Source organism: Actinomarinicola tropica (assembly GCF_009650215.1).
GTDB classification, from domain to species: Bacteria; Actinomycetota; Acidimicrobiia; order Acidimicrobiales; family SKKL01; genus Actinomarinicola; species Actinomarinicola tropica.
On the sequence record NZ_CP045851.1, the window covers coordinates 2,640,355 to 2,665,016 of the forward strand.

The following is a 24,662-nucleotide window of genomic DNA, read 5'->3' on the forward strand; positions in this document are numbered from 1 at the left end:
GGCGACGACGGGTGGAGGTCACGCATGATGCGACGACGGCGAGGGACGAGGTGGCTGGCCGCGGGACTGGTGCTCGCAGTGGTGGTCGGCGCCTGCGGCGGCGACGACGGGGACGCTGAGGTGGCGGCGGCCGAGGTGGTCGAGGTCGGCTCCGACGTGCCGCGCGAGCCGCCGGCGGCCTCTGTCCGGACCGCGCCGGTCGTCGAGAGCGACACGGCCTTCGCCGTCGACCTCTACCAGGCCCTTCGCGCCGACGCCGACGGCGGCAACCTCTTCTTCTCGCCCTACAGCATCACCGTGGCTCTCGCGATGACGACGGCCGGAGCGCGAGGCGACACCTACGAGCAGCTGGCGGCGGCTCTCGGCGTGAGCGACGCCGACGAGTGGCACGCGCAGCGCAACGCGCTCGACCAGGACCTCCTCGAGGAGCGTCACATGTGGGAGGGCGCCGAGGGCCTCCAACCGCTCGAGCTGTCGATCGCCAACAGCATCTGGGGCCAGGCTGGGTACCCGTTCGATCCCGCCTACCTCGATCTCCTGGCGAGCCACTACGGCGAGGGGCTGCGCACGGTCGACTTCATCGGCGCCCCGGAGGAGTCCCGCACGGCCGTCAACGACTGGGTCGGCGAAGCCACCGAGGGACGGATCACCGACCTCGTCCCCGAGGGCGCGATCACCGACCTCACCCGGCTCGTGCTCGCCAACGCCATCCACTTCGAGGCCAACTGGATCAACCGGTTCGACCCTTCGACCACGCGTGACGGAACGTTCACGACCCTGTCGGGCGACGATGTGACCGTCCCGACGATGGCGCAGGAGATCCGCGCCCTCTACGGCGAGGGCGACGGGTGGGGCGCGGTCCGACTTCCCTACGCGGGCGAGGCGTCGATGGTGCTGCTCGTGCCCGACCACGGGCGCTTCGACGACGTCGTGAGCGGGCTCGACGCCGCCACGCTGCTCGAGGTGACGAGGCGGCCCGAGCCGACCGGGTCGCCGGCCGCGATGAGCGACCACATCGTCGACCTGCAGATGCCCCGCTTCGAGGTGGCGAGCGAGATCGACCTCGTGCCCGCCCTCGAGCGGCTGGGCATCGTCGACCTGTTCCGGCCCCCGATGGGCGACGACGGTGCCGACCTCACCGGCATCACCGCCGCCCGCGAGCTGTTCGTGTCGGGAGCGTTCCACCAGGCGAACGTGACGGTGGACGAGGAGGGCACCGAGGCGTCCGCCGCCACCGCGATGATCATCAGCGTCACGTCCGCCCCACCGCCGGCCACGTTGCACCTCGACCGGCCCTTCGTGTTCGTGATCCAGGACGACGCCACCGGATCGATCCTCTTCATCGGTGAGGTCACCGACCCCACCGCCGGCTGAGCTCGACGATGCGGACCTCGTCCGGGTGCTGCCGAGATCTCGGGTCGACGGACGCGCCAGATCGCCGGGGCCGGTGCTCGTGTTCGCCCGCGGGTCAGGCTCAGGATGAGAGCGTCAGTCCGACGTCGGCGGCGGCACGGGCCATCGCCAGGTCGAAGAAGGCGCCGCGGTCGGCCACGACGTTCTCGTAGTGGCCGAACATCTCGAAGCTGATCGTGCCGAACAACGTCGTCCACGCGCGGATCCCGGCGGCCACGAGCGCCGGCGGGACCTCCCCGAACACCGCGTCGAGCCCCGGGTGGAGGAGGCCGACGGGCGCGTCGACGTCCGGTCGCGCCAGCTCGCCGGACGCGTGCGCGTCCTGCACGATCCTGGCGAGCACGATCCCGACCCGACCCGCGGGGTCGATGGTGTCGGGAGGCGCCTCGTAGCCCGGGACGGGTGAGCCGTAGATGAGGGCGTACTGGTGCGGGTGGTCGAGCGCCCACGAGCGGGCCGCTCGGGTCGCGGCCCGCCACCGCCCGGCCACGTCCGCCCGGTCCACGCCGGATTCGGCCGCCTCCACGGCGGCGCCGATCTCGTCGTAGGCCTCGACGATGAGGGCGGTGAGCAGCGCGTCGCGGCTCGGGAAGTACCGGTAGAGGGCCGACGAGGCCATCCCCAGCTCGCGGGAGATGGCGCGGAGCGACAGGTCCGTGGGGCCGACATCGGCCAGCTGCCGCCGGGCGGCGTCGAGGATCTCGGCGGTCAGCTCGGCCCGGGCCCGGGCTCGGGCGGTGCGGGGTGCGCTCATGGGGCGGAGAGTACCAGAGCGCCGCTCACTTTCGAGAGCACCGCTCTTGACAACCGTCAGCGGATGGCGCACAGTGCTCTTGAACGAGAGCACCGCTCTCCCTTTCATCCACAGGAGTCCCCATGGACCGCCACGTCATCGTCGGAGCCGGCGCCGTCGGCACGCTCACCGCCCACCGCCTCGTCGAGCTCGGCCACGAGGTGCGCATCGTCACCCGCTCGGGCAGTGGGCCCGACCTCCCCGGCGTGGAGCGCGTCGCCGCCGACGCGAGCGATGCCGACGCGCTCGCCCGCCTCGTCGACGGCGCCGCTGCCCTCTACAACTGCGCCAACCCCGGCGACTACAGCGCGTGGGCCGAGGTCTGGCCCCCGCTCGCCGCGTCGATCCTGACCACCGCCGAGCGCACGGGAGCGGTGCTCGTCACCACCGGCAACCTCTACCTCTACGCGCCCGGGACGAGCCCGATGACCGAGTCGACCCCGGTCGGCACGCCGACGAAGAAGGGCACGATCCGCGCCCGCATGTGGGCCGACGCCCTCGCGGCGCACGAGGCGGGCCGGGCGCGGGTGACCGAGGCCCGAGCCTCGGACTTCTTCGGACCCCACGGCGGCAACGACCACCTCGGCGCGCGCTTCATGCCGAAGGTGCTCGCCGGCAAGAAGCTGATGCACATCGCGAGCCCCGACGTCCCGCACTCGTGGACGTACCTGCCCGACGTCGCGACCACCCTCGTCGCGCTCGCCACCGACGAGAGGGCGTGGGGCCGGGCGTGGCACGTGCCGACGAACCCGCCCCGCACCTACCGCCAGATGGCCGAGCACGTGGCGACCGTCGCCGGCGCCCCGACGCCGCGCATCGGCACCTTCCCGCACGCCCTCATGCGCGCCATGGGCGTCGCCGTCCCCGTCATGCGCGAGCTGGAGGAGATCCGCTACCAGTTCACCGACCCGTTCGTCCTCGACTCGTCGCTCACCGAGTCGACCTTCGGCCTCGCACCGACGTCGATGGACGCGGCCGTGGCGGCGACGGTCGACTGGTGGCGCCGTCAGGCCTGACCGAGGAGCGAGCGGGCCCGGCCGGGGCGCTCGAGCACCATCTGCACCACGCTCACCTGCCGCTCCTCGAACCCCGCCTCGCAGTAGCGCAGGTAGAAGTCCCAGAGCCGCAGGAAGGCGTCGTCGAGGCCCAACGCCTGGGCGTCGGCTCGGCGGTCGGCGAGCGTCGCGCCCCATCGGCGGAGCGTCTCCGCGTAGTCCATCCCGAAGTCCGCGAGGTCGACGAGCGACAGGTCGGTGCGGGCCGTGGCGGCGTCGAGGATCGACGGCACCGACGGCAGGTTGCCGCCCGGGAACACGTGGCTCTTGATGAAGTCCTCGGTGACCCGGGCACGGCTCCACCGGGCAGGGGCGGCGACGATCGCCTGGTAGGCGACGGCGCCGTCGGGGCCGACGAGTCGGGCGCAGTGCTCGACGAAGTCGCCGAGCTCCCGCCAGTCGACGGCCTCGATCATCTCGACGGCGACGAGGGCGTCGAAGCGTCCGTGGAGGTCGCGGTAGTGGTCGAGGCGCACCTCGATGCGGTCCTCGAGCCCGGCTGCACGCACCCGGGCGGTGGCGACGGCGTGCTGCTCGGCCGACAGCGTGGTGGTGACGACCTCGACCCCGTGGTGGCGAGCGGCGTGGATGGCGAAGGCCCCCCACCCCGTGCCGATCTCGACGACCCGCTGGCCCGGCTGTAGGTCGAGGGCCTGGCACAGCCGCTCGATCTTGGCGATCGACGCCTCGGCCAACGACGCGTCGGGCCGCTCGAAGATGCCGGCGCTGTAGGTGAGCGTCGGGTCGAGGAACAGCTCGAAGAAGTCGTTGCCGAGGTCGTAGTGGGCGGCGATGTTGTCGCGGTCGCGCTGCGGGTCGGGGCGACGGCGTCGACGGATCGGCTCCGCAACGGGTCGGGCGAGCCGGTGGGCGCGCTGGCGGATCGGCTCGACGCGACGCATGGCGCGGGCGAGGAGCCGGAGCAGCGCGGTGAGGTCGTCGACGTCGAACCAGCCCTGGCGGTAGGCCTCACCGAGACCCGACGACCCGCCCCGGACGACCGCGGCGTAGAAGCGGGGGTCGTGCACGGTGACGACGGCCCGCAGGTGCGCCCGCCCGTAGCGGTCGTCGGATGTCGAGCTGACCGTGCGGCGGTCGTCGCCGTCGACGACCACGACCTCGCCGCCCTCGACGAGGTGCAGGAGCCGCAGCACGGCGGCCCGAGCGGCGGCGGCACCGATCCGGGGCACCACGCTGTGCCGCCGGGCGTGTGCGAGCAACCGCTCGGGCGCGACCCGTCCCCGACCTGTCGGCTGCTCCGGGATGATGCTGAGCGGCGGATCCGGCTCGGGCAGCGCACCGTCCGTCGGGATCTCGAGCGCGGTCATGCGGACCTCCGGGAGGTGAGGGCGACCTCGGGCGCGGCGCGCCCGGGGTGGCGGTGGAACGTGGCGCCCTTGCGGCGCAGCGCGACGGCGTGGGCGTAGATGCCGGCCGAGACGCGAAGCGTCTGCAACGCCGACCGCACGCGGTCGCGCCAGCTCGACGGCGCGTCGAGCCGTCGACCGACCACACCGGCGTCGAAGACCCGCTCGCCGGAGGCGGTCGTGACGAGCTGGAGGTGGAGGGACAGGCGCTCGTCGGGCACGGTCGTCCGGCACCGGTAGGCGAGGTCCATGGGCATGAAGGGCGACACGTGCATCTCCTTGGCGAACGTGTCACCGCCCCGCTGGACCCGGTCGCCGCCGAGGACGTACCAGTGCCGCTCGTGCCAGGGCGTGTTGGACACCTCGAGCACCACGGCGTCGAGCGACGAGCCGTCGTCGGACAGGCACCACATCACGGTGAGGGGGTTGAAGAGCCACCCGAGCGACCGTGGCTGGGTCATCACGAGCACGGGACCCGAGGGGCGGCGGCCGAGCCGCTCGTCGACGAGGTCGCGCACGGCGGCGTCGAGCGGCGCGTCCGTCCCGTCGAACACGTCCCGCCGGCGCAGGCGCGCTCCCGGCCACCCCGGCACCCGCCGGGAGCCGACGACGTCGGACGCCTCGGCGACGACGTAGCGCGCCCGCACCGCGAACCGGTGGTCGGGGCGCCCCCGGTGGTGCCGCACCGTGCTGTCGTAGATCTGGATCGTCACACCCGCCCCTCGATCGCACGGACGACGTCGAGCCCGGACCGCACGCCGTCCTCGTGGAACCCGTAGCTCCAGTAGGCCCCGGCGTAGTAGGTGCCGTCCACCCCCTGGATCTCGTCCCGGCGCGCCTGGGCCCGGATGGCGGGCGCGTCGTAGACCGGGTGGTCGTACTCGGTCTCGTAGAGGACGGTCTCGGGGCTGATCTCGTCGGAGCGGTTGAGGGTGACGAGCAGCGGCGTCTCGGTGGGGAGCGACTGGAGGAGGTTCATCCAGTAGGTCAGGGTGGCCCGCTCTCCCCCGCCGTCGGCGACGTGGAAGTTCCACGACGCTCGGGCCCGGTGGTTGCGGGGCAGCATCCGGGCGTCGGTGTGCAGGGTGGCGACGTTCGGCTGGTAGCGGATCGCCCCGAGGATCTCCTGCTCGCGCTCGCTCGGGTCGCCGAGGAGGCGCAGCGCCTGGTCGCTGTGGGTGGCGACGACGACCCGGTCGAAGCGCTCGGCTCCCGCGTCGGTGACGACCTCGACCTCCCCCGCCACCCGGTCGCGCACCAGCTTGTGCACCGGCGTGGAGGTGCGGATGCGGTCGGAGAACGGTGCGGTCAGCGCGCGCACGTAGGTGCTCGACCCGCCCACGACGGTGCGCCACGTCGGGCGGCCGACCAGGTCGAGGAGGCCGTGGTTCGACATGAACCGGGCGTAGGTGGCGGTCGGGAACTCGAGGAAGGTCGTCGGGTCGGCCGACCAGATCGACGCGCCGAACGGGACGAGGAACCGTTCGACGAACTGCGAGGAGTAGCGCCCCGACGCCAGGTGGTCGGCAAGCGACTCGTCGGGGTCGAGGCGCCCGGCGTCGAGGTCCCGGCGCAGACCGCGGTTGAAGCGGAGGATGTCGACGACCATCCGCTGGAAGCCGGGGCGCAGCAGGTTCCGACGCTGGGCGAACACGCTGTTGACGTTGGTCGCCCGGTACTCGATCCCCGACCTCTCGTCGCTCACCGAGAAGCTCATGTCGCTCGGCTGGGTGGCCACACCGAGCTCGTCGAGCAGGGCGAGGAAGTGCGGATAGGTGCGCTCGTTGCAGACGATGAAGCCGGTGTCGACGCTGAACCGCCCGTCGGCGATCTCGACGTCGACGGTGTTGGTGTGCCCGCCGATGCGATCGGCAGCCTCGAAGACGGTGATGTCGTGGCGCCGGCGGAGGTGGTGGGCGGCGACGAGGCCGGAGATGCCGGTGCCGACGATGGCGATCCTCACGACGTCCTCCCCGCCAGGTCCTCGACGGTGAACCACAGCCGGTCGACCTCGCGGCCGTCGGCCCGCGTCCACGGGAGCACCACGGTGTGGCGCCGGCGACGGTCGAGCCAGAAGTCGCCACCGGGGGCCGGCGCGTCCGGCGTCCACGCCAGCCACAGCGCGGTGTCAGCTCCGGACGCGGGGGTGCGCAGCGCCGGCCGGAGGACCCGGGCGAAGCCGGGGAGCCCCGAGGTGAGACCGGGGGTGTCGACCCAGCCGGGGTGCATGGCGTGGAACGCGACGCCGGCCTCGGGGTGGCGACGGGCCCACTCGGCGTTGAGCACCACCTGCGCGCGCTTGGCCCGGGCGTAGGCGCGGGTCCCGTCGAAGGGCTGGGGCGGATCGACCAGGGCGTCGACGTCGAGCGGCTGCGTGTACATCCCGCCCGAGGACATGGTGACGACCCGGCCGCCGCCCGCGGTGAGGCGCGGCAGGAGCGCCGAGGTCAGCAGGTGCGGGGCGACGACGTGGACCTGGAAGGTCAGCTCGATGTCGTCGTCGGTGCGCTGGAGGTCGTGGACGAGGGCCCCGGCGACGTGGGCCAGGACGGCGATCCGGTCGGTGGCCCGGTCGAGCCGTTCGGCCAACGCCCGCACGTCGTCGAGCCGACCGAGGTCGGCGTGCTGCTCGACCACATCGGCGCCGGGCACCTCGTCCCGGATGCGCCGGGCGACGCTCTCGAGCTTGGCGGCGTCGCGGCCGACGGCGTGCACGGTGGCGCCGGCACGGGCGAGGCCGGAGGCCAGCGCTTCGCCGATGCCCGACGTCGCGCCGGTGACGACCGCGACGGCGTCGTCCAGCGCACCGGGCGGCGGGTCGTCCCAGTCGAAGAGCCGGGAGCGCACCGCCGGACCGAGTCGGGTGAAGCTGGGGACCACGGCACCCTCGAGCACGGCGTCGAGGACGCGAGCGACCGGGGTGGGGCCGCTCGTCACGAGCGGTCCTTCCCCAGCTCCCGGCGCAAGCCGGACTCGGCCTTGCGACCGATGCCCTGGAACAGCAGGCCGAGCAGCGGGTCGAGGATCCGAGCGGGACCCGAGAGCCGCAGCTCGGCGTCGTAGGTGACGGCGCTCCCCCCGACAGAGAGCGCCGTCACCGTGACCGTGTCCTCCGACACGATCGAGCCGCGCTCCGCCCGCAGCACCACCCGCCGAGGACGGTCGTGCTCGGTCACCCGGTACCGGAAGGGCATCTCCCGACCCAGCGAGCGGACGACCACCTCGAACTCGGACCCCTCACCGACGGGCTCGTCGGTGACCATCTCGGCGCGCACGACGCTCGGGTCCCACTCGCTCGCGTGCGAGAAGCGGGCCATGTAGTCGAAGGCATCCTCGACGGACAGCGGGGTCTCGATGGTGCAGCGGTAGCGGGCCATGTCGAGATCAGCCCGGCAGCAGCACGCCGTCGAGGACGTGGATGACGCCGTTGCTCGTCTCGATGTCGGTCTGGACGACGTTGACGGTGTTGCCGGCGGCGTCGGTCAGGCTGACCGAGCCGTCGTCGCCGACGTTGACGGTGAACGTCGCACCGTTGACCGTGGTGACCTCCTGGCCGTCGAGCTCGACGACGTCGGCGGCGAGGACCTCGCCCTCGACCACGTGGTAGGTCAGGATGTCGGCGAGGTCACCCTCGGGATCCTCGAGGAGGGTGTCGAGCGTGCCCTCGGGGAGGGCGGCGAAGGCGTCGTCGGTCGGGGCGAAGACCGTGAACGGGCCCTCGCCGCGGAGGGTCTCCTCCAGGCCGGCGGCCTGGACGGCGGTCACGAGGGTCTCGAAGCTGCCGGCGGCGACGGCGGTGTCGACGATGTCGTCGCCCGCCATCTCGTCGTCGGACATGTCCTCGTCGGTGGACTCGGACATCTCCTCGGTGGTCTCGGTCGCCTCGGTGGACTCGGTCTGCTCGGTGGCAGGCGCGTCGGACGCGTCGTCGCCGTCGTCGTCGCCGCAGGCGGCGAGCAGCAGGGCGGCGGCGACCACGCCGGCGGAGAGGCGCATCGTGCGTCGGTTCATGGGTCGTGCTCCTTGGGGGGGGGTCGGTGTGTGGCTGCTGCTTCGGAGCGGACCCGCCGATCGGATGCACCCTCACGGAACTCTTTCGCCGCGCATCCGGAGGCGCCGGCTGCGACGAAGTAGAGGGCGACCCCCCACCTGCCCCGCACGAGCCCCCCATGAACGCACTCCTCACAGCCCCCGCACCCGGGGTGACCAGGCGCCCGGACCCGAGCCACTACCGTGTCGCCGTGGTCGCCGCAGACGAGGACAGCCGCGACGCGGACGATGCCGCGATCGCCGCGGCCTGGGCGTCGGGGGACGGGACGGCCCTGCGGCAGGCGTTCGAGCAGTTCGGCACGCTCGTCTTCACCTACTGCATGCGCTCCCTCGGCGATCGCGATGCGGCGGCCGATTGCTCCCAGGAGGTGTTCATCAGCGCGTGGCGGTCGCGGGACCGCTTCGACCCGTCGAAGGGCACGCTGGCCGGCTGGCTGATGGGCATCGCCCGCTACCGGGTGGTCGATGCCCACCGCCGTCGGTCCTCCACCCCCACCCCGGACGTCGACGTGACCGACGCCAAGGGTGACGCCGTCGAGGACGCCCACCCCGACCAGCTGGCCGACCAGCTCCTCGTGCAGCGGGCGCTCGAGACGCTCTCGCCCCGAGCGCGCCAGGTCGTCGAGCTGGCGTTCTGGTCCGATATGACCCACACCGAGATCGCGGAGCGCCTCGACCTGCCGCTCGGCACCGTCAAGAGCGACGTCCGCCGTGCCCTGCAACGACTACGCCCCCACCTGGAAGGAGGTGGAACCGATGTCTGATCACCACGAGATCGACGACGAGCTCGCCGAGCTGCGCGCCCTCGGGCGCCGCGCCGGCTCCGAGCCCGTCGGGTGGGAGGCGCCCCCTGCCGACCTCTGGGCCCGGATCGCCGCCGAGGCCGGCGTCGATGCTGGCGTCGACCAGCCGTCGCACGCCGACGACCGGACCGTGGAACCCGAGGACGACGACGGGCCGCTGGCCACCGGCGGGCCGGGCACGGTCGTGCCGCTGCGTCCGGCGCGCCGCCAGCCGCTGTTCCTCGCCGCGGCCGCCGCGCTCGTGCTGCTCGCCGGTGTGGCAGCCGTCGCCCTGATGTCCGACCGGGAGCCGGAGCAGACGGTGCTCGCGAGCAGCGAGCTGGACCTGCTCCCGGGCGACGCCGAGGGCCGTGCCGAGCTCGTCGAGGTCGACGGCCGGCTCCGCCTGAAGGTCGACCTGGAGGGCGTGGACGCCGACGACGGCTTCCTCGAGGTCTGGGTCATCGACCCCGACGTCACCCAGCTCATCTCCCTCGGCCCCGTCCGCGACGACGGCACCTACGACCTCCCGGCCACCATCGACCCGGAGGCGTTCCCCATCGTCGACGTGTCGATCGAGCCCCTCGACGGGGACCCCACACACTCCGGCAACAGCGTCCTGCGGGGTCAGCTCAGCTTCTGACCCCGCTGCTCAGGGCCAGCGGATGGTGTCGAGCGCCTGCCGTGCGTGGCCGAGGTCGACGCTCCAGCTGCGGGCCACCGTCCAGGCCGCCAGGGCCTGGGACGCCGACCACCGGCGGCGGCGATCGAGCGGTGACGCGTCCTCGGGCAGCCCGGCGAGGTCGAGCGCAGGGTCGTCGACGCGCGCACCGGTCCAGTCGAGGAAGACCGGTCCCCTCGGGGTCATCCGGATGACGTCGGCACGCACCTCGCCGAGCACCACCGCCAGATCCCGCTCGTCGAGCCGGCCCCACGCGCCGCGGCACCTGTCGAGGATCCGGGGTGGGAGCGGCGTGGCCGTGAGGTCGTCGGAGGTGCCGCCGCGCGCCAGCTCGACGGAGGTGCGTCGGCCCGGCCGCTGGGGCCAGTCGGCGGTGATCCGGTGGAGCCAGCGCAGCGCCGAGGCGACGTCGTCCCAGTCCCTGCGGGTGGTCGGCGGTGGTCCCTCGACCTCCTCGAACACGACGAGCGGTCCCACCCGCCGGCGGCCGTCCGCTGTGCGGATCGGCCGGGCGACGTTGACGCCGGCGGCGTGGAGCTGCTCGAGGAGGTCGAGCTCCCACTCGAGCGCGGCATCGCCGTGCGTGCCCAGTCGCGCCACGCGGCGGCGGCCGTCGAGCTCGACCAGGCGTACGTCGTGGTGGTGGTCGCCGCCGAGCTTGGCGAGGACCTGGCCCGGCCCCCACGCGACCAGCCCGTCCCACCCCCGCGTGGTGGTGCTGCCGGTGCCCGATGTCCGCCGTGACGTCACGGCGTCACGGTAGAGGACGTGGGAGGAGGCGACGTGGACGCCGGAGCCGGGCAGATCAGGAGAGCTCGACGAGCTCCAGCAGGTCGTCGCTCCAATAGTCGAGCTGCGCCTCGGGCATCATCAGCACCCGGTCGGGCTGGAGCTCGCGCACGAACTCGGCGTCGTGGCTGACGATGATCATCGTCCCCGGCCAGTCGGCGAGCGCGTTGGCCGTCGCGGTGCGCGACCCGGGGTCGAGGTTGTTCGTCGGCTCGTCGAGCAGCAGCAGGTTGTGGCGGCCCGCGACCAGCTGCGCCAGCGCCAGCTTCGTCTTCTCGCCGCCGGACAGGGTGCCGGCGTCCTGGTGGGCCTTGTCGCCGGACAGGCCGAACATGCCCATCAGCCGGCGCAGCTCCTCGTCGTCGAGCCCGGCCTGCTCCCGCATGTGGTCGAGGAGGGACCGGCCGGCGTCGATGCCCTCGTGCTCCTGCGCGTAGTAGCCGACCGAGACGTTGTGGCCCCAGCGGACGGTGCCGAGGTCGGCCTGGGTCTCGCCGGCGAGGATGCGCAGGAGGCTGGTCTTGCCCGCGCCGTTCAGGCCCATGACGAGGATGCGCTCGCCCCGACCGAGGTCGAACTCGACGTCGACGAAGACGGTGAGGTCGCCGTAGGACTTGGCCAGGCCGTCGACCTCGACGACCGTGCGGCCGGCGTGAGGCGGCTCCGGGAAGCGGACCTGCATCGTGCGCCGCTTCTGCGGTCCCTCGACCTTCTTCTCCTCGAGCTTGGAGACCCGGGTGTCGAGCGACTTGGCCTGGCGCGCCCGCTTCGCCGTCTGGCCCCGCATGGAGTCGGCGAGCGTGGCGAGGCGGCGGATCTCGGCCTCCTGGCGGTCGGCCAGCTTGGCCAGCCGCTCCTCGTCCTTCTCCCGGGCGACCAGGTACTGCGAGTAGGTGCCCTTGTACTCGACGACCTCGCCCAGCGCCTCCTCGCCCTCCCGGTCGAGGTGGATCACGCGGGTGATCGCCTCGTCGAGGAGGTCGAGGTCGTGGCTGATGACGAGCAGCGCGCCCTGGTAGGACCGCAGGAAGCCGAGCAGCCAGTCCTTGGCGTCGGCGTCGAGGTGGTTGGTGGGCTCGTCGAGCAGGAGGACGTCGCTGCCGGCGAACAGGATGCGCGCCAGCTCGACGCGGCGACGCTGGCCGCCCGACAGGACGCCGATGGGGAGGTCGAGCCGGTCGTCCTCGAGGCCGAGGCCGCTGGCGATGCGTCGCACCTCGGACTCGGCGGCGTACCCGCCCTCCATCTCGAAGCGCTCCTGGAGGCGGCTGAAGCGGGCGACGTTGTCCTCGCTCGGGTTCTCCTCGATGCGCAGGCGGGCCTTCTCGAGGCGCACCATCGCCTCGTCGAGGCCCCGGCCCGACAGCACGTGGGTGAGCCCCGGCGTGTCGGGCGGGACGTCGTCGACGCGCGGATCCTGGGAGAGGTAGCCGACGCCGCCGGTGATCTTCACCGTGCCGGACTTCGGGGGCAGCGCACCGCCGAGGGTCTTGAACAGGCTGGTCTTGCCCGCCCCGTTGCGCCCCACCAGGCCGACCTTGTCCTTGGCGCGCACGTCGAAGGAGATGCCCTCCGCGAGCGTCTTGCCTCCCACCTCGACGGCGAGGTCCCGGACCTGGATCACCCCGCAAGTATGGAGGGCCGCCCGCCCGGCTCCGACCGGGAATGGCCCCGGGTCAGTTGACCTGGCGCTCCCGGCCCTCCCAGTAGGGGGCGCGCAGCTTGAACTTCTGGAGCTTGCCGGTGGCGGTGCGGGCCAGCTCGTCACGGAACTCGACCGAGGTGGGGCACTTGTAGTGGGCGAGCCGCTCGCGGCAGTGATCGATGAGCTCCCCCTCGCCCACCTCCTGGCCGGCGGCCAGCACGACCAGGGCCTTCACCGTCTCGCCCCACTTCTCGTCGGGGACGCCGATGACGGCCACCTCGGCCACCGCGGGATGGGAGAACAGCGCGTCCTCGACCTCGACCGACGAGACGTTCTCGCCGCCGGAGATGATGACGTCCTTCTTGCGGTCGGAGATCGTGAGGTAGCCGTCGTCGTCGAGGTAGCCGCCGTCGCCGGTGTGGAACCAGCCGTCGACGATCGCCGCGTCGGTGGCCTCCGGCTGCTCCCAGTAGCCGTCGAGGCAGTGGTTCGACCGGGCGAGCACCTCGCCCTGCGGGCTGATGCGCAGCTGCACGCCGAGCGCAGGCGCCCCGGCGCGGACGAGCTTGCCGGCGCGTCCGGCGGCGTCGAGCTCGTCCCACTCGGCACGCATCCGGTTCATCGTGAGCAGGGGTGACGTCTCGGTCAGGCCGTAGATCTGGATGAACTCCCATCCGAGCTCGCTCATCACCCGCTCGATGGTGCGCGTGGGCGGGGGCGCTCCGGCGACGACCATGCGCACCCGGTCGCGGCCGGGGACGGGCCCGTCCCACTGAGCCGCGGCGTCGAGCACCGCGGCGACCACCGCCGGCGCGCCGCAGAGGAGGGTGACGCCGTGCTCGTCGACGCGCCGGAGGATCTCGGCCCCGTCGACCTTCCGCAGGACGACCTGGGTGACGCCCATCCCGGTGGTGGCGAACGGCATGCCCCACCCGTTGACGTGGAACATCGGCAGGGTGTGGAGGTAGACGTCGCGGTCGGAGACCCCGGCCTGCCAGCCGAACGTCGTCGCGTTCAGCCAGCTGTTGCGGTGGGTGAGCTGGACGCCCTTCGGCCGGGCCGTCGTGCCGCTCGTGTAGTTGATGAACGCCGTGGCGTCCTCGTCCGGCTCCCACGGGCGCGGGTCGCCGTCGGCACGGAAGAGCACCTCGTCGGAGGCGTCGCCGATCACGAGTCGGTGGGCCGCGGTGACATCCGCGAGGGGCTCGTCGAGCTCGGGGTCGACGAGCAGGACCGAGGCCCCGCAGTGGCCGACGATGTAGTCGACGTCGGCCGCGCTCAGCCGGAAGTTGATGGGGACGAGCGTGCGCCCGTAGCCCGCCGCCCCGTACATCGCGGTGACGAGTCGAGCGGCGTTCTGGGACACCACGGCCACGCGCTCGCCGGTGCCGACGCCCATCTCGTCGAGCCCGGCGGCGAACCCGCGCGCCCGGCGACCGAGGTCGGCGAAGGTGAGCGACCCGAGCGACGGCGCGGGCTGGTCCGGCTCGTCGACCAGGGCGGTGCGGTCGCGGTAGACGCCCTCCCCACGGTCGAGGAAGTCCTTGATGCTCAGCGCGACCTTCATCCCGTCCCCCTGGGTGGCTCGTGCGACGGCCCCGATGCCGGGGCCGCGGTCACGCTACCCGGCGGCGTCGGCGGGCGAGGGCGAGGTGGAGGCCGCGGCGATCAGGGTGGGGAGGAGCACGACGTCGGGTTCCCTGGCGTCGAGCCGCACGAGCTCGGTGGCGCCGTCGTAGGCCCGCTGGGAGATCACCACCGACGAGCCGTCGAAGCGGGCGCCGGCGAGGACGGACCAGGGCACGACCCGCCCCTTCACGACGACACCCCCGGTGGTGACGACCTGCTCGGCGACGGTGGTGCGGCCGCGCTCGGCCAGCTCGGCCAGGTGGGCGTCGACCAGTCGGCCCTCGACGAGGGCCTCCGTCCAGCGGACGAGCGCCTGCCAGGCGGGCACCGAGGACTCCTGGTTCCGCCCGTTGGCGGTCATGCGGATGCGGAGGTCGCCGCCCGGGGTCCAGAGGTGGACCTCGAGCACGTCGCCGGAGCTGTAGGCGATGTGGCGGACGTCGTCGGCCGCCACCGACTCGCCCTTCCACGAGACCGCGCTGCCGTCGATCACCAGGTGCTGGCGACGGCCCATGCCGACGGGGACCTCGAACTCCTGGCGGACGCGGTCGTCGCCGGCGGCCGTCGGGCGCGGCATCGTCGGTTCGGGCCGTCGGCCGCCGAGCGGCGCGAAGAGACCGGCGAACGGCACGTCCGCGGGCGACGTGGCCGTGGCAGGTGGGCCGTCGACGCTGGATGCGGTCGCGTCGTCGACGGCGGAGGGCTCGGACGGTGCGAGGGGTCCCACCGGTTCGACGGGCTCCCGGGGCAGCAGGCCGGCCTCGTCAAGGGTGGTGTACCAGAGCTGCGGCTCCGCCCGACCGTCGACGACGTCGTCGTAGGCCACGAAGAGACCGAACTGGTCGGGCGGGGTGCCGAACCACACCGGCTCGCCCGGAACCATCTCGACGCCGAGCCCCGCCGCCACGGCGACCTCGCCGATGATCGCCCGCGCCGCGTGGTGCCCGTAGGACTCCTGCTCCGGTCGGCTGAACGACCGCCCGAGGTGGCGGCCGACGTCCTCCCCCAGCTCGGCCAGCCCGTCGCGGTCGAGCGGCAGGGCGCCGAGGTGGAACGAGGGCGGCAGGTCCCCCACGAGCTCGGCGCGCTCGCGTGCCCATCCCGGCGCCAGCACCTTGCGCCCGACGTCGGCCCACGGGATCGGCACCAGCTGGATGCCCCGGTCGACGTGGCGGCCCACCAGCTGGGACTCGACGAGGGGCAGGTTGCGCAGCAGCGCCACCGCACCCGCGTCCGGCAGCGGGCGCCCCTTGTAGTCCGCGCTGTCGACGCCGAGCGCGGCCAGCCGCTCGGGCACGGGCGGGTGTCCGTCGAAGGGCGCCCCCGCGGTCGACCCGAACGTCGCACCGGACTCGAGGCGGAGGTGCTGCTGGGCGACGTTGCTCGAGAGGAAGCGGTCGAAGCCCTCGAGAAACGGCGGCTGGTGACCGGCCTCCACGACGGGCAGGTAGTCGCTGCGCATGTAGACGTCGAAGGCGACCGAGCCGAAGGGCAGGCGGGCGAGCGCGCCGGCGATCGCCGCGGGGCTCGTGGCCCGAGCCGCCAGGGCGTCGGCGGCGGCCTCCTGCGCGACCGCCACCGGGCGGGTGAACCGGAGGTACCACGACGCCCACCGCTCGAAGAGCAGGTGGCTGCCGCGCCGCCCGGCCAGCGTGCGGCCGATCGAGGTGCGGGTGCGGTACACGAGGGCGCCGAGCACCGCGCCGCCCCGGTGCAGGTGGCCGAGCTCGTGGGCGACCACGGCGCCGAACTCCTCGACGTCGAGGACCCGCATCAGCGGCACGCCGAGCCCCATGATGCGCCGCCCGCCGAACCCCACGACGCCGCCCACGTCGGCGACGTAGGCGTTCATCTCGTCGAGCAGGTAGATCTCCGAGGGCACCTTGTCGTGCATGACCGTGCAGATCGTCTCGACCAGCTCCCACAGCTCGGGCTGGTCCTCCCGGTCGATGCGGGGCCCGGGCGGCACGACGGGCTCGCGCTGGGGCAGGAGCGTCCACAGCAGGCCCAGTCCGACCACGGTCGCCACGAGGAGGATCGGGTCGATCGCTTCGTCGAGCCACCATCCGACGAGCGGGGTGACGACGAGGAGCAGCGCCACGACGACGAGCAGCACGTAGGCGCCGCCGACCAGGCCGACCGCGGCGAGGGAGCGCACCGTCGTACTGCGTCCACCTGCGCCGGATCGTCGTTCGCCCATCGTCCCCCGTGCATCGGCACGTCGGCGCCCGATCTTCAACGCCCGGGCGCGCGCCGCAGTCTACGGCGACGGGCGGGCGTGCCAGGATGCGACCGCACGCCGGCACAGGGGGACGACATGAAGATCCGCATCGGCTTCGGCCTGGGCACCCGCAGCCAGACCCACGACCGGGCACGTTTCATCGGCCTGGTCGAGCACCTGGAGGCGGCAGGCGTCGACTCGCTGTGGTTCTCCGACCGCATCGGCGGCGAGGCGCCCGACCCGGTCGTCGCGATGGCGGTCGCCGCCGCCCGCACCGAGAAGATGAAGTTCGGGATGAGCGTGATGGTGCTCCCTGGACGGAACCCCGCGGTCGTCGCCAAGCAGCTGGCGTCGCTCGATCGCCTCTCCGGTGGGCGCCTGCTCCCCGCGTTCGGGCTCGGCGCGCGGGACGCCACCGAGCACCAGGCCTTCGGCGTCCGACGGGAGGAGCGCGCGGCGATCTTCGACGAGGCGCTCCCGCTCATCCGCCGGCTCTGGTCCGGCGAGCGGATCGACCACGAGGGCCCGCACTTCTCGCTGTCCGGCGTGCAGGTCCTCCCCCGGCCCGTCCAGGACCCGATCGACGTGTGGCTCGGCGGCATCGCGCCCTCCGAGCTCCGTCGGGTCGGTCGACTCGGCGACGGGTGGTTGCCGTCGTTCTGCACGCCCGACGAGGTGGGCGACGGCATCGTGACGATCCGCCGCGTCGCCGCCGAGCACGAGCGCGAGATCGAGGACGAGCACTACGGGGCGCTCATCGCCTACGCCCACGACGAGGTGCCGGCGGCCATGGCCGCGTTCGTGCAGAAGAGGCGCCCCGAGCTCCACCCCACCGACGTCATCCCCGTCGGCCTCGACGCGCTCGCGGAGCGCATCGAGCGCTTCGTCGAGGTCGGGGCGTCGAAGTTCGTCGTGCTGCCGCTCGTCGAGCCCGACGACTGGCGTCCGGAGATCGACCGCCTGGCCGAGCGGGTCCTGCCCCTCCAGAACTAGAGGTCAGTCCTCACGCCAGGAGTTGACGCTCGCCCAGAGGCCCTCGGACGCGAACTCGAGGAACACGTCGTCCTGCTCGGGCGTGCCCTCGTCGAGCCACAGCAGCACCGAGGTGACGATCTGCGACAGCGTCTGGCGGGCGGCCCATCGGAACTTCGCGGGGTCGGCGATGCGGTCCTGGAACAGCCGCTCGGTGGAGCGGACGGAGCGCTCGCGGAAGTCCTCGGCGTAGTCGGCGAAGCGCGGCTCGCGGACGGCGTGCTCCCAGAGGAGGCGGTAGCCGTCGGGGTTCTCTCTGGCCACCGTGAGGTGCGTGGCGATGGTGAGGCCGCTCTGTCGGGACGCGAGGCGGATCTTGAACTCCTCGCCCAGCCGGGCGCTCACGTGCTCGAGCACCGCCCGGTAGAGCGCCTCCTTGGAGTCGAAGTGCCTGTAGACGATGGCGCGCGTGATCCCGGCCTCGGCGGCGACGTCGTCGATCGAGGTGGCGACGAAGCCCTCTCGCGCGAACGCGCTGGCCGCCGCCCGCTGGATCTGGCTCCGCCGCTCGTCGCGGCCGAGGAGCCGCCGAGTGCCGCCGTTGTCGCTGGTCACGGCGTCGTCGTCCGCCGCCGTCTCGATCCGACCCATCTGCCGCAGTCCCCCCGGTCGCGGTCGCCCGGGCCGCAGTGTTGCAGATCTGGCCCTTGTCAGGTGTAGACGCACGTGTGTACAGTTGGCGACATCAGGGGGGAGCGCTCCGGACCGGCCGGCTCAGGCACACGTCGGGTCGGCCGGTCGGAGCTGTCAGATCCGGGCACCGCCAGCCCCTCCCCGGCTCAGTAGCCGGCGTCGACGTCGACGAGGCCGAGCAGTGGCTCGCCTCGGGCGAAGCGGCGGACGTTCTCGGTCACCCTCGCCGCCAGCAGCGGGATGCCCATCTCCGGCGTGTTCGCGATGTGCGGCGTCACGATCGCGCGCGGGTGCGTCCACAGCGGATGCCCCTCGGGCAGCGGCTCGGGGTCCGTCACGTCGAGGGCCGCGCCGCCGATGCGGCCGGCGTCGAGCGCCGCGACCAGCGCGTCGGTGTCGATGTGGCGGCCGCGGCCGACGTTGACGATCCACGCGTGCGACGGGAGGACGTCGAGCTCCGCGGCGCCGATGACGCCCTCGGTCTCCGGCGTGAGCGCCAGCGCGACGACGACGAGGTCGGCGCCGTCGAGCGCATCGTGCAGATCGGCGGTGGTGACCGTGCGGTCCGCGCCGGGCATCGGCGTCGATCGGCGGCGCACGACCGTGGTCGTCGCGCCGAACGGCGCGAGCAGCTCGAGGAGCGACGCGGTGATCTCTCCGCCGCCGAGGATCGTGACACGAGCACCGAGCAGGTTCCGACCGACCGGCGCGCTCCAGCGCTGCTCACGGGCGTAGCCGGCGACGTGGCGCAGGCCTGCCAGTGCCAGGGCGAGCGCGTGCTCGGCCACCGGTGGTGCGTACACGCCCTTCCCGCACGTCCACGTGCGCTCGTCGTCGAGGAGGTGGACGTAGTTCTCGATGCCCGCGAAGGGCAGCTGCACCCACCGCAGCTGCTGACCCCGGGCGAGCAGCCCGGGCATCAGGTCGGCACGCGCCGCATCGGCCCAGACCAGGGCGTCGGCGTCCTCGACGTCGGCGAGCACGCCGCCGCCCTCGACCACGGCGGCGCGGAGGGACTCGGCCCGGCCCGAGTTCGGCTCGACGGCGATGCGTGGCGGTGCGGACGGGTCACGAGGGGTCGGGGCGTCGGACATCGCGCCACTCTCCCACCTGGACGCCGGCGCGTCCCCCGGTCCACGGTGGCTGTGGGACGCTACGGGGGCGCGCGGCGATCGACAGAGGACGGCGATGGCTGGAGGAGCGACTCGATGACCACCCAGACGAGCGGCGAGGCCGTGCGCATCGGCATCATCGGGTGCGGCGACATCGCCCGGCGGGTCCACGTGCCGGCGCTGAGCGCCGCGGGGGCCCGGGTCATCCGCTTCGCGAGCACGGACATCGCCGACGCCGAGGAGGCCGCCCGCCGCTCGGGGCAGCCCGACTCGATGACGAGCGACGAGTGGCGCCACGTGACCGCGTCGGTCCACATCGACGCCGTCGACATCTGCACGCCGAACCACCTCCACGCCGACATGGCGATGGCGGCGATGGAGACCGGCAAGCACGTCCTCGTCGAGTCGCCGATGGCGCTGACGGCGGCGCAGGCCGACGCCATGTTGAAGGTCGCGGCGCGCAAGGGGGTCACCCTCGTCCCCGCCATGAGCGTGCGGTTCATCGGGCCCTACGCCGCGATGATCGACGCCGCCCGCTCGGGCGCCGTCGGCGAGGTCCGATCGGTCGAGATCGCGTTCGGCCACCACGGCCCGGAGCGGCTCAACCCCGGGGCCACCTGGTACCTCGACAAGGAGAAGGCCGGGGGCGGGCCGCTCATGGAGCTCGGCACCTCCCAGATCGACCTGCTGCGCACCGCGCTCGAGCGCGAGGTCGTCCAGGTGAGCGCCGTGACCCTCGGACGGCGGGGCGGCGTCGAGGAGCGGGCCGAGGCTCGGCTCACGTTCGAGGGCGGCGCCAGCGCCCAGCTGCGCTGCGGTTGGACGGGGCCCGAGAACCTCTGGCGGATGGTCGGCACCGACGGCACCCTCGAGCTGGACGCGTCGACGCCGCCGCAGCTCGTGCGACCCGACGGTACGTCGGAGCGGCTCGCCATCCCCGAGGTGCCGAGCATCGAGGGCGTGTTCGTGGCCGCGGTCGCACGGGGCGAGCAGCCGCCGGTCACGGCGATGGACGGACGGGCCGCGGTGGCGGTGATCGAGGCGGCCTACGCCTCGTCGGCCGCCGGCGAGCCGGTGGAGGTCACCCGCCCCGCCTGGTGACGGGCGTCAGCTGTCGGCGTCGCGCTCCCAGCGGACGGGCATCGCGACCTCGCCGGTCTCGACGTCGAAGACGAAGCCCGCGATCTTGTCGACCTTCTGGAGGTAGGGCGTGGAGCGGACGATCTCGACGTCCTCACGCAGCGCCGCCTCGTGGTCGGCGATCGGCAGGAAGCGCATGTCGCTGCCGGTGATCGTCTGCAGCTCCTCGTCGGTCACGCCCGCCAGACCGCACTTGGTGTGCTGCATCACGACGACGGTGGTGACGCCGAGGACGTGGGTGGACAGCGCCAGGCTGCGCAACACGTCCTCGGTGACCCGTCCCCCGGCGTTGCGGATGACGTGGGCCTCCCCCAGGTGCAGCCCGAGCACCGCGAAGGTGTCGATGCGTGCGTCCATGCAGGTGACCACGGCCAGCTGCAGGGACGGTCGGGGGTCGGCGACGTTGGCGCGGGCGGCGGCGTAGCCGGCGTTGCCCGCGAGGAGCTGTTGGATCTCTGCCATCGGCGGCGAGCCTACGGGCCGCCGGGAGCCCGCGTGCACGCGAGCGGCGAGCAGGGGTTCGTGGTGGGCGAGGGGGGACTCGAACCCCCACGGGCCGGAGCCCTGCCGGGTTTAAGCCAGCTGCGTCTGCCAGTTCCGCCACTCGCCCCGAGCCCGGCTCACGCTAGAGCACCCTCCTGCCTCCCGCCGCGGCGGTGGGTGTCGGCCGGGGCCTCGCGGGTAGCGCCCGAGGGTGGTCACCTCGGTGCTGCACCTCGTCGTCGCCGTCGTCCTCGCGGGCCTCACCGCCTACGGGCTGGTCGTGTGGCGGCGGCATCGACGGAGCTACACGCTCATCGTCGTGGCGGTCGGCCTGGGCCTCGTCTACGACAACGCCGTCCTCGGCATCGGCCGCTGGCTCGGCCACGGGTCGACCTTGGAGGCGCTGTCGTACCCCCGCTTCTGGATCCACGCGCTCATCACGCCGCTGCTGATCATCGTCGGCGTCGGCGCGGCGAGGACACTCGCCGGCGGCTGGGCCCGCAGCCGCATAGGGCACGCCGCCGTCTGCCTCGTCGCAACAGGGCTCGTCGTCTGGGGCGTCGTGATCGACATCGTCGGCCTGGAGCTCGATCAGCAGAGCGAGGCCGGGCTCCTCAGCTACGGCAACGCGGCGGCCAGCGCGCCGGTCCCTGCCATCGCCACCATCGTCATCCTGCTCGGCTTCGGCGCCTGGGTGTGGCGGGCCGCCGGCTGGCCGTGGCTGGCGGTCGCCGCCGGCGTCATGTTCATCGCCTCGGGCCTGGGCGCGATCTCCGGCCTCCTCACCAACGTCGGCGAGCTGTCCCTGATCGCTGGCCTCGTCGCCACCGAGGAGCGCGCCGGACGCCACATGGACCGCTCGTCCCGGGCGGCACGCGAGCCTGCGCTCGCAGGCCGGCGCTGACGCGTCGCGCGCACGTTCGATCCCGAGGCGACCCCGCCCTGTAGCGTCGTGGGCCGATCGCACAGGAGGAGGCAGGGTGGCCACACGGCGCACGACGTCGACGTCGAACTTCGGCGTCGGGGCCAGGGAGAGCCACGACGCCACCGCGTTCTACGAGCGCTTCCGCGCCCCTGAGCTCACCTCCGACGACACCGTCCTCCCACCGGTCCCGGTGGCCGAGCCGTTCGTCGTCGGCGACGCCCGGCGGATGGACACCCTGGCCGACGGATCGGTCGCCCTGGTCGTCACCTCGCCCCCGTACTTCGCGGGCAAGCAGTACGAGGAGGAGCTGGAGCGCGAGGGCGTGCCCGCCACCTACCTCGAGTACCTCCAGATGCTCACCGACGTGTTCGCCGAGTGCGTCCGCGTCCTCGAACCCGGCGGCCGCATCGCGGTGAACGTCGCCAACCTCGGCCGCAAGCCCTACCGCAGCCTCTCGGCCGACGTCATCCGCATCCTCGAGCACGACTTGGGCCTGCTCCTGCGGGGCGAGATCATCTGGCAGAAGGCCGAGGGGGCCGGCGGCTCCTGCGCCTGGGGCTCCTACCGGGCGGCCACCAACCCGGTGCTGCGCGACGTCACCGAGCGGATCGTGGTGGCCAGCAAGGGTCGCTTCGACCGGGCTCGCACGGCCAAGAAGAGGGCCGACGCCGGGCTCCCCCACGAGAGCACGATCCTCACCGAGGACTTCCTCGCCCTCACCCTCGACGTGTGGAACATCCCACCCGAGAGCGCGCGGCGGGTCGGGCACCCCGCGCCGTTCCCCGTCGAGCTGCCCGAGCAGCTCATCCGGCTCTACACCTATGCCGGCGACCTGGTGCTCGACCCGTTCATGGGCAGCGGCTCGACGCTCGTGGCCGCCGCCCGGCTCGACCGGCGCTACGTCGGCTACGACCTCGACCCCGAGTACGCCGAGATCGCCCGCCGACGCGTCGCCGAGGAGGCCGACGGAGCGGCACGCGGCGCCACCCACGCCGCCGCCGACGACGACGACGAGCCCGGCGAGGTCGCACCCGTCGGCGAGGCGGCCGCCGCCGGGATGGCCGCCAGCCGCCTCGCCGTGGAGGCGCTGCGCGCCGCCGGGTTCGAGGTGCAGGCCGAGGGACGCAAGCTGCCCCGCACCAGCACCACCGGCACGATCCTGGCCGACGACCGGCGCGGTCGGCGCTGGCACGTCCGCGTGGCCGGGCCGCACGTCGCGCACCGCGGTGGTCTGCTGCGCAACGAGGTCGTGTGGCGCACGCTCGGCGAGGCGGCGGCGATCCGGGGCCGCTACCCCGACGTGCCGGTGCTCGTGCTCACCACCGCGGTGCCCAAGCGCTCGAGCGAGGGCGCCGTGGCCCTGCGCGCCGCAGGGCCAGCCGCCGTGTTCGACGTGGTCGACGTGCGGAGCGCCGACGGCCTCGACCGCCTCGCGGCCTACGCGACCGGCGAGCAGGCCGCGCCGCTCCCGGGCTTCTGGACCGACGACGACCTGGGGTGACGGGCGGCGCTACGCGGCGTCGGCTCCCACCTCCCCGTCGACCGCCTCCCACAGGGCGGTGCGCACCCGCATGGCATCGGCCCCGGTGAGGCCGTTGGCGACGACGACCCCCTCCACCATGTCGCCGAGGACCGCCGGCCACGGCCGACCCCGCAGGCGCACCGACACCGTGGCGCCACCGTCGCGCCGGCGGCGGATGGTCCGGTCGACGTCGACGAGGCGGGGCGGGCTGCGGAACGCCGGCACCACGAGGCCACGCCCCCGTGCCGCCTCCCCCAGGGAACGGGCGGCGTGGGCGAAGCGAACCGAGCTGGCGTCGGAGTGGGCGCCGTCGGCACGGCGGGGGCGGGAGCGGGTCGTGGGGGCCATCGACGACATCTTCCCCGGGGGGTGTGACACTCCGGCCGGCCCGGCCCCGTTAGCGTCGGACCCGTGACGACCGAGGGCGTGGCCACCGAGGGATCCGCGGGAGCCGACCTCAACCCGGCCCAGCAGGAGGTGCTCGACCTCCTCGGCGCGCCGCGCGAGTCGCGGCCCACCTTCGACGCCGAGCTGCGCCACCAGCTGAAGGCGGAGCTCGAGTCCGCCCTCGCCCACCTCGCCGGCGACATCGACCCCGACGACCCGATCTTCATCTCCAAGCACAAGCTCGGGGCCGTCCACGGCTGCGAGGTCCGCCACCTGGCGGACGAGGCCGCAGGGTTCGAGTGGTCCGTGCCCACCGCTCGCGGCACCGTCGCCCACAAGGCCGTCGAGCTGTCCGTCCACTGGCGGGGCGAACCCACGCCGGCGGAGCTGGTCGACGAGTCGATGGCACGCCTCGCGAACGGCGGCGACGGACTGGCCGAGTTCCTCCAGCGCTGCTCCGAGGTCGAGACGATCGAGCTACGGGCCGAGGCGCTCGACCGGGTCACCAAGTTCCTCGAGATGTTCCCGCCGCTGCAGTCACGCTGGCGGCCCGTCACCGAGAGCAGGGTCCGCCTCGAGCTGGCGGAGGGCCGCATCATCCTCTCCGGGAAGGTGGACCTCTCGCTCGGACGCGCTCGGGGCACGACGGCGGGCAAGGTCCTCATCGACCTCAAGACCGGCGGCTTCTCCCCCGTCCACCTCGACGACCTGCGCTTCTACGCCCTGCTGGAGACGATCCGCCTCGGCGTGCCGCCCCGTCTCGTCACCAGCTACTACCTCGACGCCGGCGTCGCTCGGCCGGAACCGATCACCGTCCCCCTGCTGGAGGCCACCGTCGCCCGCGTGGCCGACGGCGTCGAGCGCCTCGTGGGGCTGGCCCACGGCACGGTCGAGCCGATCCTGCGCACGGGCCCGGCGTGCCGCTGGTGCGTCCGCCTCCACGAGTGCGAGGCCGGGCTCCGGGCTCTCGACCAGGACGACGACTGGAGCTGAGCGGCCGCC

The 24,662-nt window shown here is 73.4% G+C and carries 24 protein-coding genes and 1 tRNA gene; 9 read left to right on the plus strand and 16 right to left on the minus strand.

Going from position 1 to position 24,662, the window contains the following annotated elements; all coding sequences use genetic code 11:
- Nucleotides 1-24: 24 nt before the first annotated feature.
- Nucleotides 25-1,374, plus strand: a complete 1,350-nt coding sequence (locus tag GH723_RS13000) for a serpin family protein (RefSeq protein ID WP_153760046.1) — start codon at nt 25-27, stop codon at nt 1,372-1,374.
- A gap of 100 nt (nt 1,375-1,474) precedes the next feature.
- Here the strand turns inward: GH723_RS13000 and GH723_RS13005 are convergent, their stop codons facing one another.
- Nucleotides 1,475-2,167, minus strand: coding sequence for a TetR/AcrR family transcriptional regulator (locus GH723_RS13005; RefSeq protein WP_153760047.1), 693 nt, complete (start codon nt 2,165-2,167; stop codon nt 1,475-1,477).
- A 122-nt stretch (nt 2,168-2,289) separates the two neighbouring features.
- On the opposite strand from GH723_RS13005, the gene GH723_RS13010 reads away from it, so the two are divergent.
- Nucleotides 2,290-3,222 carry an NAD-dependent epimerase/dehydratase family protein gene (locus GH723_RS13010; RefSeq protein WP_153760048.1) on the plus strand — a complete coding sequence of 311 codons (933 nt, stop codon included), beginning with the start codon at nt 2,290-2,292 and terminating at the stop codon, nt 3,220-3,222.
- Here the strand turns inward: GH723_RS13010 and GH723_RS13015 are convergent.
- Genes GH723_RS13015 through GH723_RS13040 form a run of 6 tightly spaced genes read right to left on the minus strand, consistent with a single transcriptional unit; the run spans nt 3,213 to nt 8,639 of the window.
- Nucleotides 3,213-4,589: an SAM-dependent methyltransferase gene (locus GH723_RS13015; RefSeq protein ID WP_153760049.1), complete on the minus strand. Its 1,377-nt coding sequence runs from the start codon at nt 4,587-4,589 to the stop codon at nt 3,213-3,215. The two genes, GH723_RS13010 and GH723_RS13015, sit on opposite strands and share 10 nt — an antisense overlap.
- Nucleotides 4,586-5,341, minus strand: a complete 756-nt coding sequence (locus GH723_RS13020; protein ID WP_195210288.1) for a DUF1365 domain-containing protein — start codon at nt 5,339-5,341, stop codon at nt 4,586-4,588. The genes GH723_RS13015 and GH723_RS13020 overlap by 4 nt, the downstream gene beginning before the upstream one ends.
- The gene (locus tag GH723_RS13025; RefSeq protein ID WP_153760051.1) at nt 5,338-6,591 is read right to left on the minus strand and encodes an NAD(P)/FAD-dependent oxidoreductase; all 1,254 of its coding nucleotides are present in this window, start codon (nt 6,589-6,591) and stop codon (nt 5,338-5,340) included. Before GH723_RS13025 ends, GH723_RS13020 begins: the two co-directional genes overlap by 4 nt.
- Nucleotides 6,588-7,565 (minus strand): SDR family NAD(P)-dependent oxidoreductase, encoded by a 978-nt coding sequence (locus GH723_RS13030; protein ID WP_153760052.1) that lies wholly within the window; start codon nt 7,563-7,565, stop codon nt 6,588-6,590. Before GH723_RS13030 ends, GH723_RS13025 begins: the two co-directional genes overlap by 4 nt.
- Nucleotides 7,562-8,005 carry an SRPBCC family protein gene (locus GH723_RS13035; RefSeq protein ID WP_153760053.1) on the minus strand — a complete coding sequence of 148 codons (444 nt, stop codon included), beginning with the start codon at nt 8,003-8,005 and terminating at the stop codon, nt 7,562-7,564. The genes GH723_RS13030 and GH723_RS13035 overlap by 4 nt, the downstream gene beginning before the upstream one ends.
- A gap of 7 nt (nt 8,006-8,012) precedes the next feature.
- Nucleotides 8,013-8,639: a fasciclin domain-containing protein gene (locus GH723_RS13040; protein ID WP_153760054.1), complete on the minus strand. Its 627-nt coding sequence runs from the start codon at nt 8,637-8,639 to the stop codon at nt 8,013-8,015.
- A gap of 230 nt (nt 8,640-8,869) precedes the next feature.
- On the opposite strand from GH723_RS13040, the gene GH723_RS13045 reads away from it, so the two are divergent.
- Together GH723_RS13045 and GH723_RS13050 are read left to right on the plus strand one after the other, a co-directional pair.
- Nucleotides 8,870-9,442 carry an RNA polymerase sigma factor gene (locus tag GH723_RS13045; protein ID WP_195210289.1) on the plus strand — a complete coding sequence of 191 codons (573 nt, stop codon included), beginning with the start codon at nt 8,870-8,872 and terminating at the stop codon, nt 9,440-9,442.
- Nucleotides 9,435-10,103, plus strand: a complete 669-nt coding sequence (locus GH723_RS13050) for an anti-sigma factor (protein WP_153760056.1) — start codon at nt 9,435-9,437, stop codon at nt 10,101-10,103. Before GH723_RS13045 ends, GH723_RS13050 begins: the two co-directional genes overlap by 8 nt.
- Nucleotides 10,104-10,112: 9 nt before the next feature.
- On the opposite strand, the gene GH723_RS13055 is transcribed toward GH723_RS13050, so the two are convergent.
- The 4 genes from GH723_RS13055 to GH723_RS13070 are packed head-to-tail and all read right to left on the minus strand — an operon-like array spanning nt 10,113 to nt 16,363.
- Complete coding sequence (locus GH723_RS13055) at nt 10,113-10,892, minus strand: phosphotransferase (protein WP_153760057.1); 780 nt, start codon at nt 10,890-10,892, stop codon at nt 10,113-10,115.
- A gap of 55 nt (nt 10,893-10,947) precedes the next feature.
- Nucleotides 10,948-12,555 (minus strand): ABC-F family ATP-binding cassette domain-containing protein, encoded by a 1,608-nt coding sequence (locus GH723_RS13060; protein ID WP_153760058.1) that lies wholly within the window; start codon nt 12,553-12,555, stop codon nt 10,948-10,950.
- A gap of 52 nt (nt 12,556-12,607) precedes the next feature.
- A complete protein-coding gene (locus tag GH723_RS13065; protein ID WP_153760059.1) occupies nt 12,608-14,143 on the minus strand; it encodes an AMP-binding protein in 1,536 nt (511 codons plus the stop codon).
- A gap of 54 nt (nt 14,144-14,197) precedes the next feature.
- Nucleotides 14,198-16,363, minus strand: a complete 2,166-nt coding sequence (locus GH723_RS13070) for a M48 family metallopeptidase (RefSeq protein ID WP_195210290.1) — start codon at nt 16,361-16,363, stop codon at nt 14,198-14,200.
- 159 nt (nt 16,364-16,522) lie between these two features.
- Between GH723_RS13070 and GH723_RS13075 the strand changes: the two genes are divergently transcribed.
- The gene (locus tag GH723_RS13075) at nt 16,523-17,419 is read left to right on the plus strand and encodes an LLM class flavin-dependent oxidoreductase (RefSeq protein ID WP_153760061.1); all 897 of its coding nucleotides are present in this window, start codon (nt 16,523-16,525) and stop codon (nt 17,417-17,419) included.
- A 3-nt stretch (nt 17,420-17,422) separates the two neighbouring features.
- On the opposite strand, the gene GH723_RS13080 is transcribed toward GH723_RS13075, so the two are convergent.
- Nucleotides 17,423-18,049: a TetR/AcrR family transcriptional regulator gene (locus tag GH723_RS13080; protein ID WP_153760062.1), complete on the minus strand. Its 627-nt coding sequence runs from the start codon at nt 18,047-18,049 to the stop codon at nt 17,423-17,425.
- 188 nt (nt 18,050-18,237) lie between these two features.
- Nucleotides 18,238-19,185 (minus strand): D-isomer specific 2-hydroxyacid dehydrogenase family protein, encoded by a 948-nt coding sequence (locus GH723_RS13085; protein ID WP_153760063.1) that lies wholly within the window; start codon nt 19,183-19,185, stop codon nt 18,238-18,240.
- 114 nt (nt 19,186-19,299) lie between these two features.
- Here GH723_RS13085 and GH723_RS13090 point away from each other — a divergent pair, with 114 nt between their 5' ends.
- Nucleotides 19,300-20,304, plus strand: coding sequence for a Gfo/Idh/MocA family protein (locus tag GH723_RS13090; RefSeq protein WP_153760064.1), 1,005 nt, complete (start codon nt 19,300-19,302; stop codon nt 20,302-20,304).
- Nucleotides 20,305-20,310: 6 nt separating this feature from the next.
- On the opposite strand, the gene GH723_RS13095 is transcribed toward GH723_RS13090, so the two are convergent.
- Both GH723_RS13095 and GH723_RS13100 read right to left on the minus strand, forming a co-directional pair.
- Complete coding sequence (locus tag GH723_RS13095; protein WP_153760065.1) at nt 20,311-20,805, minus strand: beta-class carbonic anhydrase; 495 nt, start codon at nt 20,803-20,805, stop codon at nt 20,311-20,313.
- A 61-nt stretch (nt 20,806-20,866) separates the two neighbouring features.
- Nucleotides 20,867-20,953 (minus strand) — tRNA-Leu (locus tag GH723_RS13100).
- A gap of 84 nt (nt 20,954-21,037) precedes the next feature.
- On the opposite strand from GH723_RS13100, the gene GH723_RS13105 reads away from it, so the two are divergent.
- The gene (locus GH723_RS13105) at nt 21,038-21,730 is read left to right on the plus strand and encodes a hypothetical protein (RefSeq protein WP_153760066.1); all 693 of its coding nucleotides are present in this window, start codon (nt 21,038-21,040) and stop codon (nt 21,728-21,730) included.
- A gap of 76 nt (nt 21,731-21,806) precedes the next feature.
- Entirely contained in the window at nt 21,807-23,252 is a 1,446-nt protein-coding gene (locus GH723_RS13110) for a DNA-methyltransferase (protein ID WP_153760067.1), read from the plus strand.
- A gap of 9 nt (nt 23,253-23,261) precedes the next feature.
- On the opposite strand, the gene GH723_RS13115 is transcribed toward GH723_RS13110, so the two are convergent.
- Nucleotides 23,262-23,621 (minus strand): hypothetical protein, encoded by a 360-nt coding sequence (locus GH723_RS13115; RefSeq protein ID WP_153760068.1) that lies wholly within the window; start codon nt 23,619-23,621, stop codon nt 23,262-23,264.
- A gap of 63 nt (nt 23,622-23,684) precedes the next feature.
- Between GH723_RS13115 and GH723_RS13120 the strand changes: the two genes are divergently transcribed.
- Nucleotides 23,685-24,653, plus strand: coding sequence for a PD-(D/E)XK nuclease family protein (locus GH723_RS13120; protein WP_153760069.1), 969 nt, complete (start codon nt 23,685-23,687; stop codon nt 24,651-24,653).
- The last annotated feature ends 9 nt before the right edge of the window (nt 24,654-24,662 follow it).

Bases quoted from the DNA above. Each gene is read 5' to 3' on its own strand.
- GH723_RS13075 (WP_153760061.1), top strand. From the start codon at position 16,523: ATGAAGATCCGCATCGGCTTCGGCCTGGGCACCCGCAGCCAGACCCAC.
- GH723_RS13115 (WP_153760068.1), bottom strand. From the start codon at position 23,621: ATGGCCCCCACGACCCGCTCCCGCCCCCGCCGTGCCGACGGCGCCCAC.
- GH723_RS13065 (WP_153760059.1), bottom strand. From the start codon at position 14,143: ATGAAGGTCGCGCTGAGCATCAAGGACTTCCTCGACCGTGGGGAGGGC.
- GH723_RS13035 (WP_153760053.1), bottom strand. From the start codon at position 8,005: ATGGCCCGCTACCGCTGCACCATCGAGACCCCGCTGTCCGTCGAGGAT.
- GH723_RS13010 (WP_153760048.1), top strand. From the start codon at position 2,290: ATGGACCGCCACGTCATCGTCGGAGCCGGCGCCGTCGGCACGCTCACC.
- GH723_RS13040 (WP_153760054.1), bottom strand. From the start codon at position 8,639: ATGAACCGACGCACGATGCGCCTCTCCGCCGGCGTGGTCGCCGCCGCC.
- GH723_RS13050 (WP_153760056.1), top strand. From the start codon at position 9,435: ATGTCTGATCACCACGAGATCGACGACGAGCTCGCCGAGCTGCGCGCC.
- GH723_RS13015 (WP_153760049.1), bottom strand. From the start codon at position 4,589: ATGACCGCGCTCGAGATCCCGACGGACGGTGCGCTGCCCGAGCCGGAT.
- GH723_RS13095 (WP_153760065.1), bottom strand. From the start codon at position 20,805: ATGGCAGAGATCCAACAGCTCCTCGCGGGCAACGCCGGCTACGCCGCC.
- GH723_RS13085 (WP_153760063.1), bottom strand. From the start codon at position 19,185: ATGTCCGACGCCCCGACCCCTCGTGACCCGTCCGCACCGCCACGCATC.
- GH723_RS13005 (WP_153760047.1), bottom strand. From the start codon at position 2,167: ATGAGCGCACCCCGCACCGCCCGAGCCCGGGCCCGGGCCGAGCTGACC.
- GH723_RS13090 (WP_153760064.1), top strand. From the start codon at position 19,300: ATGACCACCCAGACGAGCGGCGAGGCCGTGCGCATCGGCATCATCGGG.
- GH723_RS13080 (WP_153760062.1), bottom strand. From the start codon at position 18,049: ATGGGTCGGATCGAGACGGCGGCGGACGACGACGCCGTGACCAGCGAC.
- GH723_RS13000 (WP_153760046.1), top strand. From the start codon at position 25: ATGATGCGACGACGGCGAGGGACGAGGTGGCTGGCCGCGGGACTGGTG.